The sequence below is a fragment of the Aminobacter sp. BA135 genome, from assembly GCF_050859125.1.
GTDB lineage: Bacteria > Pseudomonadota > Alphaproteobacteria > Rhizobiales > Rhizobiaceae > Aminobacter > Aminobacter ciceronei.
On record NZ_CP139572.1, the window covers coordinates 5461891 to 5481413 of the forward strand.

The following is a 19523-nucleotide window of genomic DNA, read 5'->3' on the forward strand; positions in this document are numbered from 1 at the left end:
GTCACCGAAGAAACTAGCCGCAATGAACATGCGACTCCGTTGTGTTCCGAGCACGCCGGAAGGCGTACATCACAAAAATACAGCTCGGAGCCAATACAAACATCGATAATTACCTTTGGCTTACATCTTTGAAATCTTTCTATGCGACGTTCTGCAGAATGGGCAAAATCCTTTGTTTCGATGAATGCATCCATGCTATGGATAGGAAAGCATGCGTTTCAAAGAGCTTGTCTAGCCGCGGCCCCAAAGGCAGCCTTTATCACGAGGCTTCGACCCGGCCAGTTGCCCCGACCGACCCGCTCGTCAGTTGCCAGACCAACCGACAGCTATCTGGGTGGGAACCTTCCTCCACTGTTGATACGCGTCATCGGGGCGCACTGAACTTTTCAGGCTAAATCATTGCCATGCCGCCGTTCACATGAATGGTCTGGCCGGTGATGTAGGCGGCCTCGTTCGAGGCCAGGTAGACCACAGCCGAGGCGACTTCCACGCCGGTGCCTATGCGCCTGGCCGGAATGGCGGCCATGATCGCTTGTTTCTGCTTGTCGTTCAGCTTGTCGGTCATGGCCGATTCGATGAAGCCCGGCGCCACGCAGTTCACCGTCACGCCGCGTGTCGCGATCTCCTGCGCCAGCGATTTCGACATGCCGATCATGCCAGCCTTTGACGCGCAATAGTTCGCCTGGCCGGGATTGCCGGTTACGCCGGACACGGAGGTGATGTTGATGATGCGGCCGTTGCGGCGGCGCCTCATCGAATGGGTCAGTTCGCGGGTGAGCCGGACCACGGCGGTCAGGTTGACCTCGAGTACCGCGTCCCAGTCCGCGTCCGACATGCGGATAAAAAGCCCGTCCTTGGTGATGCCGGCATTGTTGACCAGTATGTCGACGCCTTCGAGTTCGGCTTCCGCGTTTGCGCCCCGCGCCTTGACCTCGTCGCGGTTCGAGAGGTTCGCCGGAAACAGTCTTGTCCGCCCGCCAAGCTCGGCAGCCAACATCTCGAGCTTTTCGACACGCGTGCCGTGCAGGCCGACGGTTGCGCCCTGCGCGTGCAGCGCCCGCGCCACGGCCTCGCCGATTCCACCGCTTGCTCCGGTGACGAGCGCGTTGCGGCCGGTCAGATCAAACATTTATCGATTCCCTTTCTAAGGACCGGCTTCGCACGGAAGCGGTCACTGGCGGCCATGCGCCTTCCAGACATTATCGGGTACAGCTTTGGACAGGCCCCCGAGCCGGACTCGAAGGGCCTCGCTTAACCTTCCGGGTAGCGGTACGTCCACGTCGCTTCAACAGTTGAGAATTTTACCAAAAAATGGGGCCCGGCTTGTCCAGCTTCCGCTGCCACTTGGCGCATTCACCGAGGCGGTCCAAGGGGCAGGTCCTTCACAATCGTGATCCGGCAAGCATTTGGATCCGAAGATAGAGTCACTGGAGGCATCTCGCATCGCTTTTACACCTGCTTGAACGCCAGAACTGCGTTCATGCCGCCCATGGCGAAGGCGTTGCTCAGTGCCACGCGCACTTTGCGCTCGCGCGCCGCATTGGGCGTGACGTCGAGATCGCAATCGGGATCTGGCTCGCGATAATTAGCGGTCGGCGGCACGACGCCCTCCCGGATCGCCATCACGGAGGCGATCATTTCAAGTGCGCTCGCTGCGCCCAGGCAATGCGCGTGCATGGACTTGGTGGACGAGACCGACATCGAATAGGCATAGTCTCCGAAGACGCGCTTGATCGCCGCCGTCTCGGTCTGATCGTTGGCCTTGGTGCCGGTGCCGTGGGCGTTGAGGTAGTCCACGTCCTCGGCATTCAGCCCGTCGTCGGCAAGGCAAGCGCGCATCGCGGCCTCCGGCCCCTCGATAGACGGCGCGACGATGTGGAAGGCGTCGCCGGAAAGGCCGATGCCTGCGATCTCGGCAAGCATTGTGGCACCGCGTACGGCGGCATGCTCATAGCTTTCCAGCACGGCCATGCCCGCACCCTCGCCTATCACCACTCCCTTCCTGTCGGCGGAGAAGGGCCGGCAAGTATCCGGAGCGAGCGCGCGCATTGCTTCCCATGCCTTCATCTGAAGGCATACGAGCGGCGCTTCGGCGCCTCCGGCAAGCATCCCGTCGGCCCGGCCGAGCCTGATCTGATCCGCGGCCGAAGCGATCGCATGGTTGGCTGATGCGCATGCGGAGGCGATGGCAAAGACCGGGCCGCGCAGGCCGAGACTCATGCTGACCTGGCTGGCAGCGGCGCTCGGCAACCCCCTTGGTGCAGTGTAAATGCCAGCACGCTTCGCCCCGCCCAAAAGGAGGTCGCGGTAGGTTTCTTCGACCGTTCCCCAGCCGCAGACGCCCACTGTCGCGCCGAAGCGATACGGATTTCCCTCATCGCAGGAAAGTCCGGCGTGTTGCATGGCTTCGCGCGCTGCAAGCACAGCGAGCAAGCTGTGGCGGTCCATGGAGACGAGCTGGTTGCGGCCGATGTCGTGCTTGGGCAGCTCCTTGATCTCGGTACCGACAGTGCCCTTCATCTCATGAAGCGCAGAAGTGACCATCGGGCGGATGGCGGAGCGACCTTCGCGCATCTCTTTTCAGATAGAGGCGGCGTTGTTGCCTAGGCCGCAAAGCCCGCCCATCCCAGTAATGACGACTCGCCTGTCCAATCAGACCCCCTTCGCGAGCAAACTGCGGACAGCTTCCACCATGTCGCCGACATTCTTGAGATTCGACCAGGCATCCGCCGCGTTCATGTCGATCTTGATGTCGTAGGCCTGCTCCACATCCCAGAGGAGATCCGCCAGACCCAGCGAATCGACTCCGAGCGAGGTCAGTTCCGTGGCAGTCGTTATTTCGCCGATGATGGACGCACTCTCGCCGCTCTCCGATTCGACGCGGTTCTTGATCGTGGCAATGATTTCCGTTGCGAGTTGATCAGCCATTGTGTTCCTTTCCATAGCAATGCCTTTTGACGTGGGTGCGGCGCCATACCTCTGCCAGTCACGTCGCAAAAATCGTCCCTGACCAGGCTTGTGCAACCCACCAACACCAATCGGATTATGGAGACCGGATGAGTTCCGGTTGCTCTGAGGCGTTGGCATCCAACTGCAGCTCATTTTCCCGCGGCAACTTCCATCGCACGTCTGAGCTCATGGAAAGATCTTCTCCTTTCAGGCTCTTTTTTCGCAGTTGTCACACGATGAGGGTAGCGGGCAATCAGGACGTGTGAGGTGCTGTCAATGCGAGATTCCGGAAGATTGAGAAAATCGTTTGTTTCGATGAGATGCATCCACCCTATGGATAGAAATACAGTCCAATAAACGGGCAAGCCTCTGGTGCGGGCGATAATGCTACAGGAGACATCCCGCATGGCCACCCCACGCAAAAGCTGGGCACGTCTCGGTCGCTACTAGATGCTCAGCGCCTCACACTCGCTCTCTCCGGTGCAACGAAACGGCGCTTGCGCATCGCTGAAGGCCCAAGGGGTTAGCGATCCGAAAGGGCGGATATTATCTTTCGGGCCGAGCTTCCGAACACCATCGATTCGCTCGAACTCTTTCAGGCCTGCATCGCCCGGAATATCGTGATCGCCCACCTCTTGTCTTGACTAGCCCCAGCCTAGGCCTTATGCCGTCACCATGTTAGCACTCGTCCTTGGTGAGTGCTAACAGTAGGTCCGGCATAGCCGAGCTTTGTAGGTTGTCCGGCGCTGCCGGACGCTTTTCCCACCGTTCTCATCGAGGAAGAAAAAATGGCAAAGTCGAAGTTCCGCCCGCTTCATGACCGCGTGGTCGTTCGCCGGGTCGAATCCGAATCCAAGACCGCCGGCGGGATCATCATCCCCGACACGGCAAAGGAAAAGCCGCAGGAAGGCGAGATCATCGCCGTTGGTTCCGGCGCCCGCGACGAAGCCGGCAAGCTGGTCCCGCTGGACGTCAAGGCTGGCGACCGCATCCTGTTCGGCAAGTGGTCGGGCACCGAAGTCAAGCTCAATGGCGAAGACCTTCTGATCATGAAGGAAGCCGACATCATGGGCATCATCGGCTAACACGCCGCCGCCTTTCATCCGTACCATCCAATCTGAATTTCGGGCGAAATGCCCAGGAGTACAAAATGGCTGCCAAAGACGTAAAATTCTCCCGTGATGCCCGCGAGCGCATGCTGCGCGGTGTCAACATCCTCGCCGACGCGGTGAAGGTCACGCTGGGTCCGAAGGGCCGCAACGTCGTCATCGACAAGTCGTTCGGCGCCCCGCGCATCACCAAGGACGGCGTCACCGTCGCCAAGGAAATCGAGCTCGAAGACAAGTTCGAAAACATGGGCGCACAGATGGTCCGCGAAGTTGCTTCGAAGACCAACGACATTGCCGGCGACGGCACCACGACCGCGACCGTTCTGGCGCAGTCGATCGTCCAGGAAGGCCACAAGGCGGTTGCCGCCGGCATGAACCCGATGGACCTGAAGCGCGGCATCGACCTCGCCGTCACCGACGTCGTCGCGACGCTGATCAAGAACGCCAAGAAGATCAAGACCTCGGAAGAGGTTGCCCAGGTCGGCACGATCGCCGGCAACGGCGACGAGTCGGTCGGCGCCATGATCGCGGAAGCGATGCAGAAGGTCGGCAACGAAGGCGTCATCACGGTCGAGGAAGCCAAGACCGCCGAGACCGAACTCGAAGTCGTCGAAGGCATGCAGTTCGACCGCGGCTACCTGTCGCCCTACTTCGTCACCAACGCCGACAAGATGGTTGCCGATCTCGAGGACGCCTACATCCTGCTCCACGAGAAGAAGCTCTCCAACCTCCAGGCCATGCTGCCGGTTCTCGAAGCCGTCGTGCAGACCTCGAAGCCGCTGCTCATCATCTCGGAAGACGTCGAAGGCGAGGCTCTGGCCACGCTGGTCGTCAACAAGCTGCGTGGCGGCCTGAAGATCGCCGCCGTCAAGGCGCCGGGCTTCGGTGATCGCCGCAAGGCCATGCTGGAAGACATCGCCATCCTCACTGGTGGCCAGGTCATCTCGGAAGACCTCGGCATCAAGCTCGAGAACGTCGGCCTCAACATGCTCGGCCGCGCCAAGAAGGTGTCGATCTCCAAGGAAAACACCACCATCGTCGACGGCGCCGGCAAGAAGGAAGAGATCCAGGGCCGCGTCGCCCAGATCAAGCAGCAGATCGAGGAGACCACCTCGGACTACGACAAGGAGAAGCTGCAGGAGCGTCTCGCCAAGCTCGCGGGCGGCGTTGCCGTCATCCGCGTCGGCGGCGCGACGGAAGTCGAAGTCAAGGAAAAGAAGGACCGCGTCGATGACGCCCTCAACGCGACCCGCGCGGCCGTGGAAGAAGGCATCGTTGCAGGCGGCGGCGTTGCCCTGCTGCGCGCGTCGCTGACCATCAACGCTGTCGGCGTCAACTCCGACCAGGCCGCCGGCATCAACATCGTGCGTCGTGCGCTGCAGGCTCCGGCCCGCCAGATCGCGGCCAACGCCGGTGCAGAAGCCTCGATCGTTGCCGGCAAGATCCTCGAGAACAAGGGCGCGACCTTCGGTTTCAACGCCCAGACCGGCGAATATGGCGACATGATCGCCATGGGCATCATCGATCCGGTCAAGGTCGTGCGCACGGCTCTCCAGGACGCGGCCTCGGTCGCCGGCCTGCTGGTCACCACCGAAGCCATGATCGCCGAGGCTCCGAAGAAGGAGTCGGCTGGCGGCGGCATGACTGGCGGCATGGGCGGCGGCGGCATGGGCGGCATGGGCGGCATGGGCGGCATGGATTTCTAAGGTCCGCGCCTCTCACCAATCTCGAAGGGCGGCAGCAATGCCGCCCCCTTTTTTTGGAATGGAGCCGGTCGGAAAAGGTTTGGGGCTCGCGCTTCAGCTTTGCGTTCTCGTCTTCCAAGGCTTTCAGCCGTTTGGCATCGGAGACGTCCATCCCGTCATACTTCGCCTTCCAGTTATACATCGTCGCCTCGGAGATCCCATGCTTGCGCGCCAGGTCGCCCGCCTTTGCTCCCGCCTCATGCTCACGCAGAACCGCGATGATCTGCTCTCTTCCGTAAACCGCTTTCTCTTCATCAGTCCGTCCTTCAATCGAGGCCGGACTCCTCAGGTGGGGGAAACTACCCGTGGCAGGCCAGTCGTCCGCGCATTGCCCACCTGTGGTAGTTCCAGATCCTACGTCTCCGATAAGGCCAGCGCCAAGGATCCGTCCCCTTCTAGGTCCAGTTGATGGGTTCCGACCTCGACAATCGGATTAGAAGCGTAAAGCTGCGTTCGTTTAATTCCCAGCCTTTTCACCACTTCCGACTTTAGCTCTACGCCAGCGACGTCGATCAAATGGAAACATAACGAAATCGCGCACGGTGAGCGGCTCGGATTGGTCTCGGAGGCCAACTTCCGGCCACTCGTTCTTTTTTGGCCAGTATGCCGTTGCAAAAATCGTGTCCCAGATAGTTGTAAAGAACCCGTAGTTTCGGCGCTGGTGATGGGGTTCCAACGAGTGGTGAATGCGGTGGAACTTGTTGTCGCCAATGATATATCGAAGCGGCCCAAGATTGATGCGGGTGCTAGAGTGTGAAAGATGGACCTGAAAAGTAATCAGCGTCATGGCAACAAAAGGCACTACGCCAGATTCGAAGTGGAACAGCGTGAGTGGTAGTGACACCAACCCTGCGGCAACGAGTGGCTCGGAAATGTGATGATGGCAATTCCATGCCGTCAATTCGCGGATCGAGTGGTGAGTAGCGTGCATGCGCCAGAGGAATGGAACAGCATGCTGAGCGCGGTGCATCCAGTAGTAGAAGAAGTCGCCGGCAATCGCGACCAAAACGCCTGAAAGGACGGCCAATCCATTATTAATGATTGCGTTGTCAGAGTGAAGCAACGTACCGAAATTGATCGTTACAAGCGGCTTTATCCCTAACCAGCCCACGCTCACAGCGTAGAAGTGCCACATAAAGGCACCACATCCGAGGCGAATAATATAATTTCGCACGCCGCGAGCGTATGAAGCAAAACTGTATCGATAAGCCGGAAAGGTTAGCTCCAGCGCGGCGCATAACGTTGCGAAGATTACAACCATCTCAAGCGAATACACGAAGATCTGGGTCATTTGGTTAATATCGAGAATGTGCATTTCTTTGCTCCTGCGAATCCTTCAAAATGAGGGGCTCTCATCAACGCAGTGCCTTCGTCACGAGGGCGAGACCAATGTTATGCCTCTCCGGCGCAGCCCTAAACTCGAGTCGGCATCCGGACCGATATCCGCGCAGAAATCACGGCGCACGGCAGGGATGTGCTATGCAGTTTTCACAGAGAGTTAAAATTAGTTTTTTGGATAGACCCATCCATCTCCCAAATGGTTGGAGGAGCCCCAGTAGACGAAGTGGTTTGCGCAAAACGACCAGCTATGCGCCAGTGATGAGGCGTGCAGCAGAGGTTGCATAGCCAGCAGCGTTGCGAACGGAGATCGTGTCTCAGGAAGTTCTCTAATCGCCTTCGTCAATAGGCTCCTTCTCTCCTCGTTGGTGCAGCGCCTGCCGGGCTCAGGGTTCTCTCCGAGGTCGATTGCAAGGATCGCCGCATGTTTGCGTTGGAACGGGTGGGGTCGAACTGGTGTTCGCGGTTCCGTAGGACCGCATGCATGGGAGCGACCTCATCCGCGCAGCGTCCCGGCAAGGATGCAACTCGGGAACTGGAGTTGATGATGGAAATCGAAAACTCCTTATTAGAGCATGGACCCAACTATGCGCGTCGTTTACGTGGGAAGGCGCCGGCGAAGGACGATATATGGCATCTCGATGAAGTCGTGGTGCGGCATCAACGGTCAGAAATGCTGGCTGTGGCGAGCAGTCGATCAAGAGGGCTATGTGCTCGACGAGATCGTCCAGACGCGCCGCAACACCAAGGCTGCCAGGCGCTTGCTGATGCGGCTTCTGAAGAACCAGGGCATCGCGCCAAAGCGGATCACCGACAAATTGCGCTCCTACGGGGCGGCAAGACGCCAGGTCATGCCGAACGTGGAACACCGATCGCACAAAGGATTGAACAACCGAGCAGAGAATTCCCACCTTCCGTACCGAAAACGAGAGCGGACGCGACAGGGGCCGTTGCTTATCGGCTTGCCTGAAAAGCCACAGCGGGAACTTGCGCGCCCGTACCTCAAATAACGTGACAGCACCGCAAAAGGGGTTCGCGATGCTCTTCACGAGCCCGTCCCGCGTGTGCCTGTCATGAAGTGAAAGCTTTCCGAAGCGCGAATCGAGATTGAGGCTGTCATTGCTCTCGGCTAATCAGGAAGTGCTTTTGCAAAGACGGAGGGCCGGTCGATCTCGTCCGATCGTCCGGCACAAGGTGTGCTTATTAGTACACTAGCGCAGCTAGTAACTTAGCCATGAAGGGGGACCACGGTTTGACCGTGACACAGTCGCTGACGAGACGTCTCAAAAATCCCGAGCTATTTGACGATCTGGCCGGTGTGCCTGGTCGGAATGCGGAGCAAGCCACGAGGCGCTTTTCGGTGTTCAATCCCTCAACAGGCGAGCTGTTGGCTGAGCTTCCAGATATGGATGTCCGGGACGTTTCCTTGGCAATCGACAAGGCCGAAGCTGCGCAGGAACATTGGGCGGCGCTCACCGCGCGCGAGCGCTCCGACATCTTATGGGAATGGCACCAACTGATCCTCGACCACAGCGAGGATCTTGCAGCCATTTTGACGGCCGAAATGGGTAAGCCGCTTGCAGAGGCGAAGTCTGAAATCGCCCATGCTGCAGCCTACCTCCAATGGTATGCCGAGGAGGCCAATCGCATCTATGGCGAGACGATTTCGCCGCCTTCTAACGACAGGCGTATGCTGGTAATCAAACAGCCGATCGGTGTTGTCGGTGCCATTACTCCTTGGAATTTTCCCGCCTCGATGGTGGCTCGCAAGATTTCGCCGGCGCTTGCCGCCGGCTGCGCGATTGTTCTGAAACCCGCGGAGCAAACACCGCTTGTCGCGGGTGCTATGTTCACGCTTGCCCGGATGGCAGGTTTTCCCGATGGCGTTCTAAACTTGATCTACGCATCGGAAGGCGATGCGGTTGGGCGTGAACTTTGCTCGAACCCGAAGGTCCGCAAGATTAGCTTCACGGGGTCGACCGCGGTAGGGCGGCTGCTCATGAGGGCGTGTTCGGACCAGATCAAAAGAACCAGCTTCGAACTTGGTGGTAACGCTCCTTTCATTGTTTTTGATGATGCAGACGTAGACGCTGCCGTCGATGGTGCGGTACAGGCAAAGTTTCGGAATGCCGGCCAGACCTGCGTTTCAGCCAATCGGCTTTACGTACAGTCCAGCGTGTATGATGAATTCTGCGACAAATTCACCAAGCGCGTCAGTGCATTGCGCGTCGGTGACGGTTTCGAGCCAGAAGTTTCGATCGGTCCCCTGATCGATAAGTGCGCGCTTGCAAAGATTGAAGATCATATTCGCGATGCTGTGCGGCAGGGTGGGAAGATCCGTTGCGGTGGCAACCGTATCGGCGAATCGGGAACCTTCTTTGAGCCCACGGTGATCACCGACGTCGAAAGGACAATGCGGGTTGCTCAGGAAGAAACCTTCGGACCGCTGGCTCCCATAATCCGCTTCAACAATCCCGACCAGGTGGTGCGCGAGGCGAATGACACGATTTACGGTCTTGCAGCCTACTTCTACGCTTCCAATCTAAAGCGTGTGTGGCGCGTGGCTGAAGCCCTCGAATACGGAATGGTCGGCATCAATACGGGACGCATGTCCTCCGAGGCCGCACCCTTTGGCGGAATGAAGCAATCAGGGATTGGTCGTGAAGGGTCGCGCCACGGCCTCGAGGATTATCTCGAAATGAAGTACCTGTGCATGGGTGGGTTATAATCCCGCAGCATCCGCGTCCCATTGACATCGCGCTGACAATCCGCCGCGGCCATCATGGAATGGTGGCCTTCGATCAAGGCCCAGCGTAAACCTTGATGCCGTCATCGCCGCCGCCATCCTCGCCTTCGGCCGTATTCACCGCTACCTGATTCACCACGTGCTTGCCATGTAATCCGCCAGGAGTGGTTTTCCTGTCTCGGCCGCGATACTGGACCAGATCAACGAGCACAGGGGCGTGCTCGCCACCTGTCGAGCCGTGCTCGCAATAAGGAATTCACCGCGCTGGATTGATCATTAGTCCGACGGCACGGCGGTCCCCTTAATCCGCCCATTGTTTCCGGAGCTTGGTTTGTCGCCGACACATGCGCGAGCGTCCCTCGGGTTCGACCGGCCGCCGATGACCGCCGCGAGCCGAATGCGCTTAACAAGATGGCCAATCGCCCGCTCGATTTGACGCATTCACTAGGAGAGTCCCGGCAAGGGCCTGAGATATTGCTGGCTTTCGCGGCGCAGTGACCCATTGAGCCTGATCAGTTCATACTGGCGTAGAACGTACGGGCGCTTTGCGAGGTCCGATGCACGAAAACCTTGTAAAATAGGCAGGCCGAACTGCCCACCTCGCGGAAAATCCACAAGCCCGGTGCCATCCACCCGCACATCAGAGTGCTGGTGCGCGAAATTTCCGTCCATCCGACAGCCGGCGAGCCTTCGATCACAGTTCTACGATCCGTCTGGTCGAATGGCGGCATCTTCTGAAGCCTTATTGCAGCCCTAGCTTCCTCTTCAGTTCCGCGTTCTCTGTGCGCAGGCGTTCCGCGAGCAGGCTCTTCAATCGCTTGTTTTCTTTCTCGAGGGCGACCAGGTCCTTCAGATCGTCGCCATCGGATCTAGGCGCCGCGGCCCTCTTCCAGTGATAATAGGTCTGTTCCGATATACCGGCCTGCTTTACGGCACTCTTGAGAGTGGTGCCGCCGCTGATCGACGTCTCGACCTGAGCGAGCTTCTGGGCGCGCTCTTCTCCGGAGTAGACCTTCCGGGCGCTCCGCACGGCCGCTGCTGTTGCTGTTGCTTCCTTCGCCGGGGACGCCGTATTGGCGCCATTCTTGCGACCGGGCTCAGTCTTTGCCTTCCGCGACGGTGGGGTTTTCTTCTTCGTTTCAGGCGTCCTTCCTTTGGGAGCGTGTTCGGTTGCAGTTTCTACTGATTCAGCGTCTAGGGGATTTGCCATGAGATACTCCGCTCGCGGTTTGTGCGCGTGTTCAGCATCAAGGGCTATGACATTAGAGTCAATCAGCCGACGATTTGGCAGATCCATGTCTTTGAGCTCCCTTGTTGTGTCGGCTATAGCTGCGGAGAGATCGACATCGCCCCAGATGGAATGGCCCCGTTTTTGATAATTGCGCTTTTGTTTGACCTCCACAGTGAACGGTCGGGTCTGCCGCCTCATAGTTTCTTCCTTGTTGGAACGAATTGCACAGGAGGTCGCGGCTGACGAAGACTGAACAACTGGCGCTTCCTCGGTTGCGCCGAGCTATATGGATGAGATAGCCCGAGAGCAAGCGGCACTTGCGGTGTACATTGACAAATGCTCGAGCCACGTCGCTGGCTGGTCGCAGCTTTGTTTTCATATCGGTGCGTTTGCAGAGCTGGAACAGCTGCTCGCGCGTCGCAACGCCATCGAGCACGTTTTGAAGGGGTGGATCTGAAGGCATCCGGTTTCTGCTGGGCGCACGCCAACGCCGCGCGGAATATTGTCCGCGATGGCTCGATCAGGTGGTTGCGAGCTTGGCAGCGAATCTAAGGCGGGGGGTGCATGCAGCGACATATCACGACACAGTCGGCTAGTCGGAGCGTCTGATCGACTGGCCGGCAAGGCGGTCATGCTGTCGTGACGCATGTGGGCGTCGACGGTCAGGTTTTCACTTAGCGTTTCAATTGAATTCGGAAATGAAAGTCCACCTCGCTCTCCAGTTGGATAGGCCTCGCCGGAAAGTCATGATCGTCTCGTCCCAGTGAAGGTCGCAATCGTTCCTGATTGCGACCTTCCCTAGCCAGTTCCGGCCAATCATTGCGCGGGGATATGCAATACAGGTCGAGGCGTTGTCGGGGTTTCGGCGGGTAAGATGGGATAGGCGACCTCCGGTACTTTTCCGGTCAGCGAATTAAGGAAGGCAACGAGCAGGTCGACTTCTTTTTCCGTCAATTCTTGGCCGAGCTGGGTGGTCCCCATAATGGCGACGGCCTGTTTCAGATCCCAAACCTTGCCCGAATGAAAGTATGGCGCGGTGAGTGCTACGTTGCGCAACGGCGCCACGCGGAAAACATAGGAATCGTCGGCTTCATGGGTGACGGCAAATCGGCCTTTGTCGTTTTCCGGCAGAACATCGGTGCTGGGCTTTTCAACGAGGCCGAATGGGTAATAGCCCTCCCCACCCACGTTGATACCGCCGTGGCAGGACGAGCAGCCTTTGTCCATGAAAAGCGTCAGGCCCTGTTTCTGTTCGGAAGTCATAGCGGCGTCATCGCCGTTGAGGAAGGCATCGAAGGGCGCCGGTGTGACCAGTGTCGCCTCAAAGGCTTCGATTGCCCTGGCGACGTTTTCGAAGGTGACGCGATCGGCTTCGCCCGGGAAAGCTGAATTGAACCACTCGACATATTGCGGCATCGACTTGAGCGTGGCGATGAGTTGACCTGGTGTGTTGGCCATTTCGACAGCGGCTTGGATCGGTGCCTTGGCCTGAGCCTTTAGGTCTTCAGCACGACCATCCCAGAACTGCGCGATGTTGAAGACAGCGTTCAGTACCGTCGGCGCGTTGCGCGGTCCCTTCTGCCAACCATGGCCGATCGAGCTTTCATGATTGTCGTCGCCCCCGGTGGCCAAGTTGTGGCACGAATTGCACGACAAGACGCCCGACGCCGAGACGCGTGGATCGAAGAACATTGCCTTGCCTAGGGCTATCTTCTCCGGTGTGATCGGGTTGTTGGCGACTGTCGGCGTGATGGACGGTAGAGCCTTGAAGGTGGCCCGTGCCGTTTCTCTGAGGTATACGGGGATCGTTTGCGCAGCAAAAGCGATGGCCGGCAACGCGACAGCCACCGTAGTGAATAGGATTTTCACAAGTGATCTCCCTGCGTTTTGCACGGAAGCCATTGTTGATATGCGGTTCGTGAACGCCTTGCGCTAAAGGCGGCAATCCTCCTTGCATAAAATCGATTCTGACGCGGACCTGACATATTGTCTTCCTTCGTTGCATTGCGCGCGATGTCACCCACGATGAACGCCAGTCGGTATCTCCTGTCGCCTCTCGAGAAGCATCAAAAGTCGTGCCAACTTAGCAGAGGGAACCTCCGGGGGATTTTCTGGTCATCATTCAATAGGTTGAACGAAGTCGCAGCGAAGCGCAGCCCTACTCCGGTGTCGCGAATCTGACAGCCAACAGTCGGGCTGAAACAGAGAAATGTTGGTCCCTCAGCGTCTTGTCCGATGGGCGCCGGGCCTCCTGCATGGGCGGGAGGGGACCACACGGTACAGCTCAAGATGAACGCCGCCGGCAAGCATCGCTAGACAGTCCCCGCAGATACTTTGACGCTGGTCCGCGAGCTGGTGCGCCTAGTGCCCGACCGCCAGATCGCGCGGCTCCTCAATCGCGCCGGTAAGCCGGCGCGCGTTGAAAGGGGCCTCGCAATCATCGATGTGAACGTGATGACGGCGCTGCAAACTGTGTCGTCGAATTGTGGCCACTGGAGCAATCGTCGTAAAGCGGGCCAAGGTTCTTGATCTAAACGGCGGCGGCCGCCATATTAGCGCAGCGCCTCTCACACGTTCGAGAGTGATCGCATTTTTGGATGCCGCCGGCTCGGGCTGTTTCGGCATCCTATTTCAACATCGGCCGCCGCTTGTTTCGAGTTATCGAATGGCCGTTCTCTGCATTTGGAGGCAAAATGACCGCAACGCCTTTCGCGCTGCCCGAGGCAGTGCTTACCGCAATCTCAAACGGAAAACCCGTAATTCAGGCATATCGGGAACATCTTGGCTATTCGACCGAGGACATTGCCGTGACCAGCGGTCTGACAGTCGAGGAGGTCGGGCTGATCGAATCTGGCCATTGTTTCGACAAGGGCTATCGCGATCGGATCGCTCGGGCGCTTGGCGTGGCTGAGAGTATCTTCGATGAAATCTCGGGTATCCCGAACGCTGCCTGACGTCGACCTCTGAAGATTACCCGCCGCCTGCCAGGTCGGATCAAAATCCCACGGGTATATCAATACCCTTACGGCGGCGGGCGGTGTCAGAATTCTTATTTCTACGGAATCGATTCGCTCTGCGGAAGATCGGCCTCATGCTGGGCGACGCGGATGTAACCTTGGCCCGCATGAGAGGCCAGATCTGTGGATAGAGAGAACCGGCTAGCCGCGTTGATGGGTCCCAAGGAAGCCACAAGAACTTGGGAACAAAAGACCAAAGGAGGCCAAGCGAAACATACGCAGGGGTGCCTGTCGAATTTGAGCGCGAGTGGGAATTTATCCGGTTCACACACCGCTTAGAAAATGGAAATGATCCGGGACGTGGCGCGCCGGCGGCCATTATGAACGAGCATAAGTCGCGACCGAGAGGCGCATCACTTTGCCAAAGCCGTGCACGATGAATGGATCACAAAGTTCCGAGAGAATCCGAGCGAACAGCTGCACTGGCACACCGGCCGGTACGAGGGCATGTGGACAAAATATCCCTACCCGATGGTGGCGCCGAACTACGGCACAACGATCAATTCTTGCGAAGTCGAGCGGCTTAGACGAAAGATTTCGGCGAAACCGCCCGAGGCCATCAGGAAGGTTCGTCACGATGAAAGCGATCCCTTGCCCGTTCTGCACAAGCTGCGAGGTTAGGCCATATGAGACGGACGAGGCGCGCGTTGTGATGAAATGCGAGGACTGCGGTGCATCGGGGCCGGTCTGCATCGACGAAGTCAACGCCGTCGAAAGCTGGAATTACCGTCCATCTGCCCAGCCCGAATAGGATTGTTCACTTGGCATGGCGATAGCGATGCGCCTACGTCTAATGGCCCCGGTCCGTCACCGGCGCGCAGGAGCGTATTATCTTCGTCAGCCGGTGCCGCGTTTCTCTTCCGGGCCCCCGCCTGTCAGCCCGGCGCATGCTGGCCTACCCCGTCAGAGTGCCAGGCCGCTCATGTCGCGCCTGCCGTACATGGCAACGAACCTTATCGCGCACCTGATCGACTGATATTGCCGATCACCTTCCGCAACTCGAGCGGCTGTAGCAGCGCATGCCGTTGCAGCGGATGCGCAAGTGTCGTCTGACAATCTCGCCGGAAAACTGCCGTCTCAACAATTCGGCCAGCCTGTCGTTCGACATCGCTCACTAGCCGTACTCATAAAACCTGTTCTGGTTTGCCTCGCCTAGCAGCCGGTCGCCTGACAGCCCACATGCCGACGCAGGTTCGGTCTGCAAGCCACCGTAGGGCATGTGACGTTGGACTGTCAGGTTCGACCGTATACGTCCTCAAGCCGCACGATGTCATCTTCGCCGAGATACTCGCCGCTTTGGACCTCGATCATCACCAGTCCGATATTGCCGGGGTTTTCGAGCCGGTGTTTGTGGCCGCAAGGGATATAGGTGGATTGATTAGTGGTCAGGAGTAGCTCCTGGTCGCCGTTGACTATTTTCGCAGTGCCGCTGACCACGACCCAGTGCTCGGAGCGGTGATGGTGCATCTGCAGGCTCAAGCGTCCGCCCGGCTTCACCTCGATGCGCTTGATCTTGAAGCGCTCGCTTTCCTCCAGAACCGTGTAGGTGCCCCAGGGCCGGTGCACGGTACTGTGAAGCAAATGCGCTTCATGTCCCGCAGCCTTGAGGCCCTCGAAGAGTTTCTTGACGTCCTGGACGCGATCACGGGATGCAACAAGCAATGCATCTGGGGAATCCACGATCACCAGGTCGCTGATGCCGACGGTGCCGATGACGCGTTTGTCCGAGCTTATGTAACTGCCCACGGTGTCGACCACGTGGACATCGCCGCGAATCCTGTTGCCGCTCCCGTCAGCGGCGACCAGTTCGGCCATTGCGTTCCAAGATCCAATGTCGTTCCACCCCATTTCGCAGGGAACGACGGAGAGATTGTGGGTTTTTTCCATCACCGCTCGGTCGAGTGAAATACGCGGCGCCATGGCGAAGTGCTCAGATGAGAGTTCGACGCTGGCAACATGTTCGCCGTGGCTGACGCGAGCGTTATCATAGCTATCGAGAACGGCATCGATCACCTCCGGGCAATGCGCAGCCATTTCGTCGAGCATGACCTGTGCCTTGAAGCAGAAGATGCCGGCGTTCCAGAAGAAACGTTTGGACGCGACATAAGATTTGGCAGTCTCGGCGTTCGGTTTCTCGACGAACCGGACAACTTTCTCACCGTCGGCCTCGATGTAGCCGAATGCGGTGTCTGGCCTATCCGGGGTTATGCCCAAGGTTGCGATACGCCCCTGCTGCGCCTGTTCGATTGCCCGGTTCATGGCGGTTTGAAATGCGGGCAGATCACCAATCATATGGTCGGCGGGAAAAATACACAGAACAGCATCGGGACCCTGTGTTGCCTTGGCATGGACGGTTGCCGCAGCGACGGCGGCGGCGGTATCCCGACCCTCAGGCTCAAGCAGAAAGGTGCGTGGCAAAACAACGGAATCCAGCTCGTCGAAAACGTCTTTCGTAAGGAAGAGGTGCCCCGTGGACGTCACGGTAACAAGCTCCACGACATGCTGCATCGAAGCGGCGCGCAACACGGTGTGCTGGATGAGCGAAAGTCCATCCGCCACCTTGAGGAAAGGTTTGGGGTGCGATTGCCTTGAGGCGGGCCAGAGCCGCGAACCAGCTCCACCGCTGATGATGACCGGAACCACTTTCATCAAAGGTCCTCTATCTCGTCTGTAAGCGCGAATGCCTGTGCCCCTTGCAGCGTCGAGGCGACGATCGCCATGGCCCTGCTCTCGGTCGAAGCTTCCGAGTAGCAGCGCAGTTCCGGGGCATTGCCGGAAGGCCGCAGATGTATGATCTCACCTGAAAGCATCCGCGCCCTGAGGCCATCGGTTTCGTCAACTTCGGCGACGGTCCCGAACGAGGCAAGAAAGTGCTGCAGTGCGTTCCGGCTTGCGAGATGATCCATCAATCTGCGTGAACTTTCCGCAGGGAAGTTCTGAAGCCGGTCACTGGCGCACACAGGAAGATTCCAAAGCCCGCGCAGTCGCGACAGCTTCTTTTTTGTCGACGCCATGGTACCGAGGACGGCCAGGATCGGGAGGAATGAGTCCCGCGTCGGCAGTGCAGTCAATGTCTTCCCATTCACCGCACAATCCGAGCCCAGCAGAAAACCACCATTGGCCTCAAAGCCGACGATGACGCCGCCGGCGCCGTGTAATGCTTCCATTGCTTCAATGACAAATGGAGACCCGACTTTCGTCCTCTGGACCGCGAAACCAAAGGCCTTCGAAATTCCCGAATTGGAGGTCACTGGCGTCACGATCGTGTCTGCCTTCAGGAAAAGAGCCGTTGCAAGCCCAACCAGGTCGCCGCGAAGAAGATCGCCATTTTCATCAGCGACGAGTGGCCGATCACCGTCCGCATCGGTCGACACGATGGCATCGAGACCGAATTCGCGGACCCACTTCTTCAATTTTGCGATTGTTGCTGCGTCCACGGCTTCGGTATCGACAGGTACGAAGGTCCCGGTTTTCCCGACGGCGACCACGCTGGCACCGAGCGATCGAAGAACCTGTACCAACAGTTCCGCCGCGACCGAACTGTGCTGATAGACACCAAGTCTCATGCCGGAAAGTGAGCCCGGCTCCAGCATGTCATGGGCGCGCTCTCGATAAGACGCGATCGCTTCTTCACGGTGCATAGGCCACGTCGCTCCCAGACAAGCCGTTGGTAAGCAATACGCAATTGATCTTTCGGCTACAAAGCGCGTAATCGCGGCCTCATCCGCCTTGCTGATTTCACCATTCGGGCCATAGAATTTGATGCCATTGCGATCGGCTGGAATGTGCGACCCGGTGACCATAAGAGCCGCCGCGCCGTGTTTGCATGCATATAGTGCCAGGGCAGGCGTAGGTATGGTGCCGCAATCGATCGGCTGGAAACCATTTGCGGCCAACCCCGCCATGCAATTGTCGGCTATCGCCTGACTGCTGTCACGTAGGTCGCGGCCTATGAAGACCGGACTATTCGGCTGAACCCGGCTGGAAATCAAACGCCAAGCGAAAGCTTCGGCATAAAGTCCGCTGGCCTTGCCGACCAATTCCGAAGCCAATCCTCGAACGCCGCTTGACCCGAATTTCATGATTTCGCTTTGTTAGTGGACAGGCAGGGTGGGGTCATGTTGCAATGGGCCAGTACTTTCTATTGCAAGCGCCATCGTTGTCAGCCACCTGCTGTTTAGATATGCGGTCTCTACAACACGGTGTGGCGTAAGGACCCCTCAGAGTTCCGCCGAACAGCAGGGCATCCACTGGCACAGGGGCATCCACAGTTCTCCTTCTATTGGAATCTATTGGCGCGCTCATCTAATGATCAAGGCAGTGGAGTGATCGATCGGTGCCTGCCGGTATTTCGCTATGCAGCATCATGACAGGTCCGTAAACTTGGTTGTTTGGATGGAATGCATCCATGGCATGGATAGGGCTAGAAGGCCGTCTCGATCAGCGCAATGGAACCGTGTGATTCTTAGGTATTTGGATTAGGTCAGCCAGAGCGCTCGCCGACCAGACCCAAGAAGCAGGAACCGATGCTTGGATCAGTTGGGATGACGATCAGCGCCGACAATGTCTTGCCTTGCGACGCCTTCAGTCTAGGAAAGTTGTTCTGGAATTGCGTTCGATCAAGGCCTAGCGCAAAACCTTGATGCAGTCGTCGCCGCCGCAATCTTCGCCTTCGGCTTTGTCTACATCCATCAGTTCGAGGACGGAAACGGCCGCATTCACCGCTACCTGATCCACCACGTCCTTGCCATGCACCGCTTCAATCGCCGGGAGTGGTGTTCCCGTATCGGCCGCGATCCTGGACCAGATCGACGAGTACAGGCGTATGCTGGAGAGCTATTCGAAGCGCCTTCTGCCATTGGTCGAATGGGAACTGACGCCGCAATTCAACGTCCGGGTGCTGAATGACACCGCGGATTTCTACTGACACTTCGATGCAACCCCGCACGCCGAATTTCTTTTTGCCTGCGCTCGGCGGACGATCGAACGGTACCTCCCTGACGAAACAGCTTTTCTGCAGCGCTACGATCAATTCCGGCAATAGGTGAATGCCTTTATCGACATGCCCGAGCGGCTGATCGATCTGCTCTTCCGTTTCCTTAACCAGAATGGTGGCCCCTATCGAGCCGCGCCCTCGGAAAGGAATTCCCAGCTCTGACCAATGACGAGGCGCGGCGGCTCGAGGCGATCTATGCGCAGACCAGAAAACGGCAAAGCACGCGGCAGAAGCCTTTCACTGGACTGCCGGTCGACCCTTGCGTTGTCGCCGAAACTCGGGACATACAAGTTCTGGGGCAAACCGGACAAGCCGAAGGTGTGTCGGGAATGCTGCTGCGCCACAGCAGTGATTTCTGCATCGTCTATACGCCTACATACGCAGCGCCGGAC

12 protein-coding genes and 3 pseudogenes are annotated in these 19523 nt (G+C 58.2%); 5 read left to right on the forward strand and 10 right to left on the reverse strand.

Annotated elements, in window-relative coordinates; all coding sequences use genetic code 11:
* Nucleotides 1-391: 391 nt before the first annotated feature.
* The 3 genes and pseudogenes from fabG to SLT36_RS26535 all read right to left on the reverse strand — a co-directional run bounded on the left by fabG (nt 392) and on the right by SLT36_RS26535 (nt 2928).
* Nucleotides 392-1129 carry a 3-oxoacyl-[acyl-carrier-protein] reductase gene (gene fabG / locus SLT36_RS26525; RefSeq protein WP_432285002.1) on the reverse strand — a complete coding sequence of 246 codons (738 nt, stop codon included), beginning with the start codon at nt 1127-1129 and terminating at the stop codon, nt 392-394.
* 320 nt (nt 1130-1449) lie between these two features.
* Nucleotides 1450-2652: pseudogene (locus tag SLT36_RS26530) on the reverse strand (beta-ketoacyl-[acyl-carrier-protein] synthase family protein).
* Complete coding sequence (locus tag SLT36_RS26535) at nt 2653-2928, reverse strand: acyl carrier protein (RefSeq protein ID WP_432285003.1); 276 nt, start codon at nt 2926-2928, stop codon at nt 2653-2655.
* Nucleotides 2929-3737: 809 nt separating this feature from the next.
* Here SLT36_RS26535 and groES point away from each other — a divergent pair.
* The gene (gene groES / locus SLT36_RS26540; RefSeq protein WP_006333965.1) at nt 3738-4034 is read left to right on the forward strand and encodes a co-chaperone GroES; all 297 of its coding nucleotides are present in this window, start codon (nt 3738-3740) and stop codon (nt 4032-4034) included.
* Between the two features lie 65 nt (nt 4035-4099).
* Nucleotides 4100-5764 carry a chaperonin GroEL gene (gene groL, locus SLT36_RS26545; RefSeq protein ID WP_143974689.1) on the forward strand — a complete coding sequence of 555 codons (1665 nt, stop codon included), beginning with the start codon at nt 4100-4102 and terminating at the stop codon, nt 5762-5764.
* An 88-nt stretch (nt 5765-5852) separates the two neighbouring features.
* Here groL and SLT36_RS26550 read toward each other — a convergent pair.
* A pseudogene (locus SLT36_RS26550) lies at nt 5853-6058 on the reverse strand (transposase); the annotation flags it as partial.
* A gap of 202 nt (nt 6059-6260) precedes the next feature.
* Nucleotides 6261-7118, reverse strand: a complete 858-nt coding sequence (locus SLT36_RS26555) for a sterol desaturase family protein (RefSeq protein ID WP_097576030.1) — start codon at nt 7116-7118, stop codon at nt 6261-6263.
* A 600-nt stretch (nt 7119-7718) separates the two neighbouring features.
* Between SLT36_RS26555 and SLT36_RS26560 the strand changes: the two are divergent.
* Both SLT36_RS26560 and SLT36_RS26565 read left to right on the forward strand, forming a co-directional pair.
* A pseudogene (locus SLT36_RS26560) lies at nt 7719-8085 on the forward strand (IS6 family transposase); the annotation flags it as partial.
* A 290-nt stretch (nt 8086-8375) separates the two neighbouring features.
* Nucleotides 8376-9869, forward strand: coding sequence for an NAD-dependent succinate-semialdehyde dehydrogenase (locus SLT36_RS26565; protein ID WP_051355484.1), 1494 nt, complete (start codon nt 8376-8378; stop codon nt 9867-9869).
* Between the two features lie 760 nt (nt 9870-10629).
* On the opposite strand, the gene SLT36_RS26570 is transcribed toward SLT36_RS26565, so the two are convergent.
* Nucleotides 10630-11316, reverse strand: a complete 687-nt coding sequence (locus SLT36_RS26570) for a transposase (protein WP_097576031.1) — start codon at nt 11314-11316, stop codon at nt 10630-10632.
* A gap of 618 nt (nt 11317-11934) precedes the next feature.
* The gene (locus tag SLT36_RS26575; protein WP_097576033.1) at nt 11935-13020 is read right to left on the reverse strand and encodes a cytochrome-c peroxidase; all 1086 of its coding nucleotides are present in this window, start codon (nt 13018-13020) and stop codon (nt 11935-11937) included.
* Nucleotides 13021-13811: 791 nt separating this feature from the next.
* On the opposite strand from SLT36_RS26575, the gene SLT36_RS26580 reads away from it, so the two are divergent.
* On the forward strand, nt 13812-14072 hold the full coding sequence (locus tag SLT36_RS26580) for a helix-turn-helix domain-containing protein (RefSeq protein WP_027055672.1): 261 nt from the start codon (nt 13812-13814) through the stop codon (nt 14070-14072).
* A gap of 1296 nt (nt 14073-15368) precedes the next feature.
* Here the strand turns inward: SLT36_RS26580 and SLT36_RS26585 are convergent.
* The 3 genes from SLT36_RS26585 to SLT36_RS26595 all read right to left on the reverse strand — a co-directional run bounded on the left by SLT36_RS26585 (nt 15369) and on the right by SLT36_RS26595 (nt 19176).
* On the reverse strand, nt 15369-16784 hold the full coding sequence (locus tag SLT36_RS26585) for a mannose-1-phosphate guanylyltransferase/mannose-6-phosphate isomerase (RefSeq protein WP_027055671.1): 1416 nt from the start codon (nt 16782-16784) through the stop codon (nt 15369-15371).
* Nucleotides 16784-18217, reverse strand: coding sequence for a phosphomannomutase (locus SLT36_RS26590; protein ID WP_432285004.1), 1434 nt, complete (start codon nt 18215-18217; stop codon nt 16784-16786). The genes SLT36_RS26585 and SLT36_RS26590 overlap by 1 nt, the downstream gene beginning before the upstream one ends.
* A 677-nt stretch (nt 18218-18894) precedes the next feature.
* Nucleotides 18895-19176 (reverse strand): hypothetical protein, encoded by a 282-nt coding sequence (locus SLT36_RS26595; RefSeq protein WP_246135729.1) that lies wholly within the window; start codon nt 19174-19176, stop codon nt 18895-18897.
* Between the last annotated feature and the right edge of the window lie 347 nt (nt 19177-19523).